The organism is Aliishimia ponticola, from assembly GCF_004803475.1.
Classification (GTDB): domain Bacteria; phylum Pseudomonadota; class Alphaproteobacteria; order Rhodobacterales; family Rhodobacteraceae; genus Aliishimia; species Aliishimia ponticola.
In genome coordinates this window covers 49818-60462 of record NZ_SRKY01000002.1, presented here as the reverse complement: position 1 = coordinate 60462, position 10645 = coordinate 49818, and the positions used below count along the sequence as shown (strand labels likewise).

Here is a 10645-nt window from a genome sequence, read left to right as displayed (position 1 = left end):
CGGCCGGATGAAACTGTCAGCGCGCGACGCCTCCTCTTATTTCGCCAAACCGGACCAGAATGCATCCGGGCTGCTGATCTATGGCGCGGATGCAATGCGCATCGCCCTGAAGCGGCAAGAAGTCATCAAGGCGCTGGTCGGCCCGCAGGGCGAAGAGGAAATGCGCCTGACGCGCCTTCCAGCGGGCGAAGTGCGCAAAGAACCTTCGCGGGTGCTGGACGAAATCAAGGCATCGGGCTTCTTCCCCGGCCCGCGGGTGGTCTTCGTCGAGGACGCAACCGAACAGACCGGCCCTGCGATTTTTGCCGCGCTGGAAGAATGGGCACCGGGGGACGCACAGATCATCGTCACGGCGGGGCAACTCAAGGCCACCTCCAAGCTGCGCAAGGCGTTCGAGTCGAGCCGTACAGCCTATGCCGCCGGGATCTATGACGACCCGCCTTCGCGCGAGGAAATCGAACGCATCCTGCGTGACGCCGGGATCACCGCCCCTGACCGCGACGTGATGACGGCCCTGACGGATTTGTCCCGCGAGCTTGATCCGGGCGACTTCCGCCAGACGATGGAAAAGCTCGCGCTTTACAAGCTGAACGACCCGGCGCCGCTCGGCGCTGAGGATATCGCAGCCTGCGCCCCCGCCTCGACCGAAGCGGATACCGACGACATCCTGAACATCATCGGCGAGGCGCGCACACCTGAAATCGGCCCGCTGATGCGACGCCTGCAAGCGCAAGGCGCGCAGCCTGTGTTTCTGCTGATCTCCGCCATGCGCCATTTTCGCACGCTTCATGCGGCGGCCTGTGATCCGGCGGGTCCGGCACAAGGCATGTCCCGGATGCGCCCCCCGGTCTTCGGGCCAAGGCGCGACCGGATGATCCGACAGGCGCAGGCATGGGGGCTGCACAAGCTGGAAACGGCACTTGGCATCATCACCGATACCGATCTGGCGCTGCGGTCCGCTGGGCAAACCGCGCCGCAAATGGCGCTGGTCGAACGCGCCTTCATTCGCTTGTCGATGCTGGGCGCACAGCGCTGACGATCAAGGCGTGACCGTCAGGGCGCTGAGAACATGGCCAACATCTCTACCTCGGTCTTTTTGTCAGTGTTTCCAGCAAACGCATAACCATCCGGCTTGCAGTCGATATAGATTTCCCCGGTCAGTGGCAGCCCATTGGCATCGTCCAAAGTGCCGATCCCAATATAGCAGACGCCGTTCATCGGCCCCGGAGCGGTCAGCCGGTAAAACAGGCTGCTGCCGCAGGATTTGCAAAACGCACGTTCCGCCCAGTCAGAGGAGCGGTAGACCGCCAGGCCCTCCTCTGTGTCGAACCTCACCTGGTCCGCCGGAACCTCGACACCCAGAAAAACCCCGCCCGAAAACCGGCGGCACATGCCGCAATGGCAGGCGTGAACATGGTCAGGGTCCTGCGTGATTTCGAACCGAACCGCCCCGCAATTGCATCCGCCTGTCCGTGTCATGACAATCGCTCCGCTCTGCTGCTGAATATCGTTAGCATCGCATAGCCTCCTGACAATTTGTGACACCTGCTTGCAGCGCCCGCGCAATCGCGCCATCGTTTCGCACAACAGGGAGGATTCACATGTACAAAGTCATCGGCACCGTCACAACACGCGCATTCCGCGTGATGTGGGCTCTCGAAGAGCTTGGCCAACCTTACGAGATCGTCGCCGCAGGCCCGCGGTCCGAGGAAGCGCGCAAATACAACCCGTTGGGCAAAATCCCGGCGCTTGTGGACGGAAAGGAAACGCTGACCGACAGCGTCGCGATCATGACCTACCTGGCCGACAAGCATGGGGCGCTGACCGCCCCTGCCGGAACGATCGCGCGCGCACGTCAGGATGCCATGACCCTATGGCTGGTCGATGAGTTCGACGCCGTGCTCTGGGCGGCCGCAAAGCACAGTTTTGTTTTTCCCGAGGAACGGCGCGTGCCGGAAATCAAACCCTCCCTGCGGGATGAGTTCGCGCACAACGTCGAACATTTCGCGACCCGTATCGAAGGCCCCTTCGTCATGGGCGACACGTTCACCATCGCCGATATCCTCGCCGTGCATTGCCTCAACTGGGCGATTGGCGCGAAGTTCCCGGTGGAGAATGCGGCGGTGAACGCCTACGCGAAAAGCCTCCGCGCGCGTGAGGCTTTCAAGTCGGTCCGCGCGAAAGCGGAATGAACCGCCCGTAGGGTACGCTTCAGCGTACCCACCCCGCCGCGTGCCGTCCGGCCCAGGCCCCCGTGGCAACGCACGCGGTGAGCAGCCAGCCGCCCGTCGGCGCTTCCCAGTCCAGCATTTCCCCGGCACAGAATACGCCGGGGCGTGCGCGCAGCATGTACCCGTCATCAAGCGCGTCAAACGGCACACCGCCCGCGGTAGAGATCGCGCCGTCCATGTCCCCCAGTCCTTGGACCGGAACATTCAGCCCCTTGATCGTCGCCGCCAACACTTCCGGCGCCTTGGGCAAGGGGCCCGCCCATTCGCGCAGCAAAGCCAGCTTGATCGGCGTCAGACGCAAGCTCTTGCGCAGATGGTTGGACAGGCTGTCCTTGCCGCGCGGACGGCTCAGCCGTTCGGCCACGTCCTGTGCCTTCAGGTCGGGCAACAGATCCACCAGCAGCCCCCGCCCCGCGCGCACCGCAGCGCTGACCGTGTAAATCCCGCCACCTTCCAGACCATCACCGGAAATCACCGCCTCGCCACGCGATGTGACATCGCCCGCGCGCCACGCGACGCCCTTGATCGGCGCACCGCGAAACTTCTCCATATGCGCCGACCACTCCACCCGCAGCCCCACATTCGCAGGTTGGAACGGCACGCTGGGCACCCAATCGGCCCAGGCCCCATCCGATCCAAGTCGGGACCAGCTCGCCCCGCCGCAGGCAAGAACGGTAACATCGGCCAGAACGCGCTGCGCGCCTTCTTTCGTATCAAATTGCAGCCCGTCGCCAGACCACCCGGTCCAGCGCCAGCCGGTCCGCAAGGTGACGCCCGCTTGATCCAGCCGCGCCAACCATGCCCGCAGCAGCGGCGACGCCTTCATCGCTTCGGGGAACACGCGCCCGGTCGATCCGGTGAAAAGGGCAATTCCCAGCCCTTCGGCCCAGTGCTGTACCGCCCTGTTGTCGAACGCTTCCAACGCGGGGCGCAGGGCATCCGCCCGGTCGCCATACCCCGCCATCAGCTTGTCCCGACCCCCGTCAAACGTCAGGTTCAGCCCCGACTTTCCAGCCATCAGGAACTTGCGTGCAGGGCTTGGCTTGGCGTCATACACGGTGACTGTAAGCCCAGCCTCTGCCATCACCTGCGCAGCCATCAACCCCGCCGGTCCGGCACCGATAACCGCCGCGCTTACGATGACGGCAACCCGCCTTTGATCTCCACCACACGCTGCGGATACGGGATCGTGATGTCATGGTCTTTCAGCGCGTTCCAGATCAGGAACAGCACGTCCGAGGTGTACTTGTTGTCACCATCATCGATCCCGTTCACCCAGAACTCGACCGCGAAATCAATGCCGCTATCCCCGAAGCCCCGCAATTCGCAATCGGGCGGATAGGGCTTGTCGAGCACACCGGGATGCGTCGCCACGGCCTTTTCGATGATGTCCGGCACCAGATTGATGTCCGTATCATAGCTGACCGAGAACTCGGCCTCATACCGGTTGCCGCTGCCACTGTCGGAGTAATTGACCACCCGCGTGGTGATGAAATCCTCGTTCGGCACCACGATCCAGCGCCCGTCATAGGTTTCAAGGATGGTCGCGCGCGCCATCATCTTGATAATCGTCCCTGCCTCGCCGCCATCAAGCTCGACATAGTCGCCAACCGTCGCCTGACCTTCGACCAGCAGGATCACACCAGAGATGAAGTTGGACGCGATCTTCTGCAAACCGAAGCCCAAACCAACACCAATCGCGCCCCCCAGCACCGCCAGCGCGGACAGGTTGATCCCCATGATGTTCATCAACAGCAGGAAAGCGATCCCGAAGATGATGAACTCGACCGACTTCGCCGCGAGTTGCCGCAGGGAAGGACGCATCTCTTCCTGCTTGTGAATGAACTGCGTCGATTGCTCATTCGACCAACGCCCCAGCCAGAACAGCACAGAGCCCGCGATCAACCCGCGCACGATCGACATGACCGAGAAAGATATATTGCCAAGCTGCACAACGGTTTCGGTCAGCTTCGCCTGCACGATGTCCAGCAGTCCCAGCGTGTAAAGCGCGCCGATCGGGATCAGCACATAGCGCCCGAACACCTTCAGGAAGGGATCGGTGAAGATGTCACGCACAAGGGCGCGCAGTGCAAGGAACAGGAATACCCGCTTGCCAAAGGCAATCACCGCCCCGCTGTCAAAGATCGACCGGACGATGCTTTCGCCAATCCCGGTAAACACATACGCCAACAAGGGTAGAAGCAGCGCCAGAAACCGCATCACGAACAAACGCGGCTTGGTCAGCAGGTTCTGGGTCTCACCGGGATCCAGCAACCGCTCCAACAAAGGCCGCAACTTGCGCGCAACAAAAACCGCGCCCAGATAGGCAACAACCAACAGCGCGAATTGCGACCACGCCTCGGGGCTCAGAAGCCACCCCTTCGCGATGTCCCACGCCTGCAGCGCATAGCCTACGGCCTGCTGGACGATCTCGGGCTGGCTTTCCAGATCGAACTCCACGCGCACCTCACTTGCATTTGCCAAATTCCGAGCCACTCTTGGGCCAAGGAGCCGTTTCATGCAAGAGCCAGACCCGATCTGCCCCCTCTGCCTGCGCCCCATCCCGCGCGACGCGCCGCAATCCGTGCACCACCTCATCCCCAAGCTGAAAGGCGGCAAGGGCGGGCCAACAGTGCTGCTGCATCATATCTGCCACAAGGAAATCCACGCCACGCTCAGCGAAGCCGACCTCGCTCGCAACTACAACACGCCAGAGGCGCTGCGCGCGCATCCCAGGCTGGCCAAGTTCGCCGACTGGATTGCAAAGCGCCCACCCGGCTTCCTGTCCAAAACGCCAAACAGACGCCGCTGATAGCGTATTTCGCCTGTTTTCAAATACTTCGGGGGGAGTCGCCAAAGGCGACGGGGGCAGGGCCCCCTCAAGCGGCGAATGCGGCCCTTGGGCCGCTCCGCAAGATCAACCAGTGCACAGCGCCTTGATGGCCTGCGCGATTTCCGGATCCGCCGCGCAGGTGTCAGCGGCAATCTCACGCGCCGCGCCGACGACATCGCCGTCGACAACCCGATCGATCAGGCCGAATTGCAGCGCTTCATCGGCCAGTATCTTCTGCCCACCCATCAGGATCAGCTTGGTCCGCGCCGGTCCGATCAGTGCGGCCATACGCCCCGGATCCGAGGGTTGCGGCAAAAAGCCCAGTTTCATCACCGGGTAAAAGAATTTCGCCCCCGGCACCGCAAGCCGAATGTCACAAGCCAGCGCCATCCCCATGGCACCGCCCGCAAGCGTGCCGTTCAGCGCCGCGATGGTCAGTCCCGGCAAACCGGCAATGGCCCCCGACAAACGTTCCCACAGTGGCGACACCGCAAGCCCCGCGCGCGCCTCCTCCAGATCTGCGCCCGCGCTGAAAACCTTGCCCTCGCCCGTCAGGATAAAGGCCCGCGCGCTTTGCGCCCCTTCCGCGATCTCCGCCAGTTCCTCCAGCATCGCACCGGTCAGAGAATTTGCCTTCTCCGGACGGTCGATCCTGACCACCATAAGCCCGTTATCCTGTTCTACCCGGATCATGCAGTTCGCTCCCTTTCCCGTTTCGTCAGGTGTAGGCGCACAGGCGCGGGCGGTCCAGCCACTCGCAAGTTTTCGCCGCTACCCCTTGACCCGCCCCCGCCGCTAAATCACCATCCGCGCAAATTTCAAGAAGGTCCGGGAGCATCCATGACAATCCGTTTTTTCGCCGCCAGCCCGCTGGTTTCAACAGTGTCGCGCGCGGCGATCTGCCTTGCCTTGGCGGCCCCAGCTAGCGCCGATGTGACCAGTGCGCAGGTCTGGGCCGACATGAAATCCTATATGGAAGGCACCGGGTATCAGACCACCGCAACCGAAACCCCAACCGGCAGTGGGCTGACCGTTTCCGATATCGAAATGTCCATCGACATCCCCGGCGAAGAGGAAGCCGGCGGCACTGCCAAGGTGCTGATGAATCAGATCGTCTTCAACGATAATGGCGATGGCACCGTCACCGTGCAGCTGCCCGCCACTATCCCCATGCAATTTCAGGCCGAGGCTGACGGTGACATCGTTTCTGCCGGAACGATCACAATGACGCAAACGGGCGCGAACATGATCGTGTCAGGCGACCCGAACGACACGACCTATGACTACACGGCCCGCGAAATCGTGGTGTCCATGGATGACCTCACCGTCGAAGGCGAGGGCGTCCCGACAGAGCAAATGAACATCACCATGTCCGTGAATGACGTGACCAGCCAGACCCGGATGACCGTCGGCGAGATGCGCGCACTCGATCAATCGTTCAAAGCCGCCAGCCTTGATTACACCTTTGGCATGAAAGTGCCCGAAGGCCCGGAACAGGGCAGCTTCATCATTACCGGCACCATGACGGAACTGGACGCAGCCTCCACGGGGCAAATGCCTCTGGACCTCGCGGACGGAACACTTTCCGGGTTTGTGGCGTCCGGTATGCAGGGCACGGGTGCCTTCACCTTCGCGAGCGGCTCGTCCAGCATGACCGGCGACACGCCTGACGGAAAAATCATGGGCAACAGCTCCTCCCAGGGGGGCGAGCTGACCGTCGGCATTGGCCCGGATGGCATCGGATATGCTGTGGATGTTTCCAACATGGCGACGGAAATGACCGTGCCGGACTTGCCGTTCCCCATCGCGCTTCAAATGGCGAAGTCGGCGTTCAATCTGAAATTCCCGGTGACCACCAGTGATGAAGAACAGGATTTCGCCTTTGGCTTCACGCTGGGTGCGGTCACGGTTTCTGACATGATCTGGAGCCTGTTCGACCCTGCGGGGCAACTGCCACGCGATCCTGCCACGATTTCCGTCGACCTGACGGGCAAGGCAACGATGCTGATCGACGTGTTCGACCCGGCGCAGACTGCCACGCTCGAAGCGGGTGCCCAACCGGGCGAGATCAACGCACTCGACATCAACGGTCTCGAAGTCTCTGCCGTCGGTGCCAGCCTGACCGGCAATGGCGGCCTGACCTTCGACAACTCCGCCACCGGCAGCCCGAATGGGATGCCCCAGCCGGTCGGCGCGATCGATCTGCGTCTCGAAGGGGCGAACGCGCTGATAGACACCTTGGTCAACATGGGCCTTGTGCCGCAAGATCAGGCGATGGCCGCGCGGATGATGATGGGTCTTTTCGGCGTGCCGCAAGGCGACGACACCCTGACCTCCAAGATCGAGTTCACCGAAGGAGGCGGGATTTTCGCGAATGGGCAACAGATTCAATAATCGGCTCGCCGGTGATCTGAATTCAAGCGAAGGGGGCTGCGGCCCCCTTTTTTCATGGCCCAAGGACGCGCGCCCCGCTTGCAGTCGAGCCTGCCGCGGTCTACCTCCTCTGCATGAACAGAAATCTCCAAGATGTAACACAGGCGCTGCTTGATGCGGCGGCCAAAGCCGGGGCGGAAGCCGCCGACGCCATCGCGCTGCAAGGCACCGCTTTGTCGGTCGATGTGCGGCAGGGCAAACTGGAACATGCCGAACGCGCCGAGGGCATTGATCTGGGCCTGCGCGTTTTCGTCGGCAAGCGGCAGGCGAATGTCGCGATCTCCGACGCCAGCCCGCCCGCGATCCAAACCATGGCAGAACGCGCGGTCGCCATGGCCCGTGAGGCACCAGAAGACCCTTATGCGGGGTTGGCCGACCCCAGCGCGATTGCGACCCAATGGGATTGCGACGCGCTTGAAATGGCGGATCCCGCCGATGAACCCGCGCCCGAAGCGCTTCAGGCCGACGCGGCAGAGGCCGAGGCCGCTGCGTTGGCCGTCACCGGGATTACGCAAGTGCGCGCTGCCAGTGGCACCTATTCCGCCCGCGATGTTCATATCGCGGCGAGCAATGGGTTTTCCGGCGGATACCGCCGCACGTCTCGGTCCATTTCCTGCGGGGCAATCGCGGGCACCGGGCTGGGCATGGAACAGGATTACGATGGTGACACGCGCATTTTCCAATCGGACTTGCGCGATGCGGCTGAGATCGGCAGGCGCGCGGCGGAACGGGCCCTTGAACGGTTGGACCCGCGCAAACCGCCGACCGGCGCGTTCCCCGTCCTGTTTGACGAACGGATTTCCAGCACTTTGATCGGCCATCTGCTTAGCGCGGCCAACGGGGCCTCTGTCGCGCGCGGCGCGTCTTGGTTGCGCGATCGGTTGGGATCGCAGGTGCTGCCCAAAGGGATCAACCTGATCGAAGACCCGCACCGCCCACGCGCGCTGGCCTCTCGCCCCTTCGATGCCGAAGGGCTTGCCACGCGCAAACGCGTGATCGTCGATGACGGGACACTGACGGGCTGGACGCTGGACCTTGCCACCGGGCGCAAGCTGGATCTGCCCTCCACCGCCAATGCGGTGCGCGGGGTGTCCTCGCCCCCCTCGCCCAGCACGTGGAATGTCGAATTGACACAAGGCAGCGCTGACCGCGACTCCCTGCTGCGCGACATGGGCACCGGGCTGATCGTGACCTCGATGATCGGATCGACGATCAACCCGAATACAGGGGACTATTCGCGCGGGGCCGCCGGCCTTTGGGTGGAAAATGGCGAGATCGCCTATCCGGTCAACGAATGCACGATCGCCGGGAACCTGCTGGACATGCTGGCCAGCCTCGTGCCCGCCAATGACGCACGTCCGTGGCTCAGCCGCGTCGTGCCCTCGCTGCTGGTCGAAGGGATGACCCTTGCCGGAAACTGATCTCGCGCTGCTGATCCGGGCGGCGCGTGGGGCGGGCGAAATCGCGCTGCGATATGCCGGACACACCGCCAAGCGCTGGGAAAAGCCCGGCGGGGCGGGGCCCGTCACCGAAGCCGATCTGGCGGTGAACGACTATCTCGCAGAGACATTGCGCGCGGCCCGTCCCGATTACGGTTGGCTGAGCGAAGAAACCGAGGATTCGACTGCCCGGCTGAGCGCAAAGACCGTGTTCATCGTCGATCCGATTGACGGCACCCGCAGCTTTATCGAAGGCGGGCGCACTTGGGCACATTCCATCGCAATCGCCCATGAGGGCGTCACCGTCGCCGGGGTCGTCTTTCTTCCGGCACGAGACAGGCTGTTCTCGGCCGCCAAGGGCGAAGGCGCGGCCCTGAACGGCGCACCCGTCGCCGCACGCCAGACAGACAACCTACGCGACGCGCAAATCCTCGCAGCCCGGCCCATCACCGATCAGAAGTTCTGGAACGGGCCGGTGCCGGAATTCGTGCGTGCCTATCGCCCCTCGCTTGCCTACCGGATGGCCTTGGTCGGGCAAGGCAGGTTCGATGGGATGATTACGTTCCGCCCGACATGGGAATGGGACATCGCCGCCGGATCATTGATCGCCTCCGAAGCAGGGGCCACCGTCACCGACCGGCGCGGTGCCACGCTGCAGTTCAACAAGGCCGATCCGCGCACCAGCGGCGTTATCTCGGCCGCGCCGAACCTGCACCGGGCGCTCGCCCGCGCCCATAACAGCGCCGATGGTGAGTAGGGTCAGGCCGCTCTGCCGTCCCTGACCCGGGAGGCGGAAGCCTTTTGACTGGCTTCGGACCGGGCCAGCGCCGCGGTCGCTTCCAGCAACATGCCTTCCCAGACCTTCAGCTTCGCGTCCAACACGGCGCGCTGCGCCTCATCCACACAGGGCAGCCGTTCGTGGATCAGTTTGATCTGTTCGTGCGCGGCGATCTGAATGGCCCGGTGATGACGGGCGTTGAATGTCTGAAACAGGAACAGCGCGCGTGCCTGCAACGCACTGGCGCGCGGATCGTCCCGCCGGACCGCGTCGCCCGCCATATCGAAGGCGGCCTGAACATCCGCCAGAGAAACCGATGCGCCCCACTCCGTCTCAACCGTATAATCCGGGTCGGTCTGTGCGACGGGGTGTTCGCCAGTATGCGCGTCAGTATTCTCCGGGGCCGCGCTGCCAGTTTCCGATGCGGGTGCAAAAACACGCTGCCCCTTTCCGGGATGGCAGGGGAACTGGAAAGCGAACGGCATCGGCAATACTCCTTCTGAAGCCATGACTGCACGCAAGGCGCTTTTAACCTCGCAGTTGGCATGGTGTGTGCACGATTCGGATGAACAATCGGTTCAAAGACGGCGACTGCCGTTGACCCTTGGGCCGTTTCCCGTAAACCGATAGATAACCTGTACCGAAAGGAAACCGCATGCCTCAACGTCTTCACCTCGTTTTCGGAGGAGAGCTCGTCGATCCGAGCCGCAATGTTTTCAAGGATGTAGATGACCTGCATATCGTCGGCATCTATCCCAATTACGAAGCGGCCTATGACGCGTGGAAAGCCGAAGCCCAGCGCACGGTGGATAACGCGCATATGCGGTACTATATCGCGCATCTGCACCGCCTTCGGGACGAAGAGGCCGAAGCGTCCTCGACCGAAGAACTCGGGTAAGGTCCTCGCGTGTCGGGCCGATCTCTTAGCCTG

General features: G+C 62.9%; 12 protein-coding genes. 7 read left to right on the top strand and 5 right to left on the bottom strand.

All coding sequences use genetic code 11. From position 1 onward, the window contains the following. The first annotated feature begins 7 nt into the window (after positions 1-7). The gene (gene holA / locus E4Z66_RS06630) at positions 8-1036 is read left to right on the top strand and encodes a DNA polymerase III subunit delta (RefSeq protein WP_136462224.1); all 1029 of its coding nucleotides are present in this window, start codon (positions 8-10) and stop codon (positions 1034-1036) included. A 17-nt stretch (positions 1037-1053) separates the two neighbouring features. Here the strand turns inward: holA and E4Z66_RS06625 are convergent, their stop codons facing one another. Continuing rightward, on the bottom strand, positions 1054-1479 hold the full coding sequence (locus tag E4Z66_RS06625) for a GFA family protein (RefSeq protein WP_168797738.1): 426 nt from the start codon (positions 1477-1479) through the stop codon (positions 1054-1056). Positions 1480-1601: 122 nt separating this feature from the next. On the opposite strand from E4Z66_RS06625, the gene E4Z66_RS06620 reads away from it, so the two are divergent. Next, complete coding sequence (locus E4Z66_RS06620) at positions 1602-2192, top strand: glutathione S-transferase family protein (protein WP_136462222.1); 591 nt, start codon at positions 1602-1604, stop codon at positions 2190-2192. Positions 2193-2211: 19 nt separating this feature from the next. Here E4Z66_RS06620 and E4Z66_RS06615 read toward each other — a convergent pair whose 3' ends face one another. Together E4Z66_RS06615 and E4Z66_RS06610 are read right to left on the bottom strand one after the other, a co-directional pair. Then, entirely contained in the window at positions 2212-3372 is a 1161-nt protein-coding gene (locus E4Z66_RS06615; protein ID WP_136462221.1) for a TIGR03862 family flavoprotein, read from the bottom strand. Next, positions 3366-4679, bottom strand: coding sequence for a mechanosensitive ion channel family protein (locus tag E4Z66_RS06610; protein ID WP_425456133.1), 1314 nt, complete (start codon positions 4677-4679; stop codon positions 3366-3368). Before E4Z66_RS06610 ends, E4Z66_RS06615 begins: the two co-directional genes overlap by 7 nt. 70 nt (positions 4680-4749) lie before the next feature. On the opposite strand from E4Z66_RS06610, the gene E4Z66_RS06605 reads away from it, so the two are divergent. Continuing rightward, on the top strand, positions 4750-5043 hold the full coding sequence (locus tag E4Z66_RS06605; protein ID WP_136462219.1) for an HNH endonuclease: 294 nt from the start codon (positions 4750-4752) through the stop codon (positions 5041-5043). A gap of 105 nt (positions 5044-5148) precedes the next feature. Here the strand turns inward: E4Z66_RS06605 and E4Z66_RS06600 are convergent, their stop codons facing one another. Then, positions 5149-5757: an enoyl-CoA hydratase/isomerase family protein gene (locus tag E4Z66_RS06600; RefSeq protein ID WP_136462218.1), complete on the bottom strand. Its 609-nt coding sequence runs from the start codon at positions 5755-5757 to the stop codon at positions 5149-5151. A 147-nt stretch (positions 5758-5904) separates the two neighbouring features. On the opposite strand from E4Z66_RS06600, the gene E4Z66_RS06595 reads away from it, so the two are divergent. The 3 genes from E4Z66_RS06595 to E4Z66_RS06585 all read left to right on the top strand — a co-directional run bounded on the left by E4Z66_RS06595 (position 5905) and on the right by E4Z66_RS06585 (position 9693). Beyond that, positions 5905-7458, top strand: a complete 1554-nt coding sequence (locus E4Z66_RS06595; RefSeq protein WP_136462217.1) for a DUF2125 domain-containing protein — start codon at positions 5905-5907, stop codon at positions 7456-7458. 113 nt (positions 7459-7571) lie between these two features. Further along, on the top strand, positions 7572-8918 hold the full coding sequence (locus E4Z66_RS06590) for a TldD/PmbA family protein (RefSeq protein WP_136462216.1): 1347 nt from the start codon (positions 7572-7574) through the stop codon (positions 8916-8918). Next, positions 8905-9693, top strand: coding sequence for a 3'(2'),5'-bisphosphate nucleotidase CysQ (locus tag E4Z66_RS06585; RefSeq protein ID WP_136462215.1), 789 nt, complete (start codon positions 8905-8907; stop codon positions 9691-9693). The genes E4Z66_RS06590 and E4Z66_RS06585 overlap by 14 nt, the downstream gene beginning before the upstream one ends. 2 nt (positions 9694-9695) lie before the next feature. Here the strand turns inward: E4Z66_RS06585 and E4Z66_RS06580 are convergent, their stop codons facing one another. Next, positions 9696-10199, bottom strand: a complete 504-nt coding sequence (locus tag E4Z66_RS06580; protein WP_136462214.1) for a hypothetical protein — start codon at positions 10197-10199, stop codon at positions 9696-9698. A 170-nt stretch (positions 10200-10369) separates the two neighbouring features. Here E4Z66_RS06580 and E4Z66_RS06575 point away from each other — a divergent pair, with 170 nt between their 5' ends. After that, positions 10370-10612 (top strand): DUF4170 domain-containing protein, encoded by a 243-nt coding sequence (locus E4Z66_RS06575; RefSeq protein WP_136462213.1) that lies wholly within the window; start codon positions 10370-10372, stop codon positions 10610-10612. Positions 10613-10645: the final 33 nt, after the last annotated feature.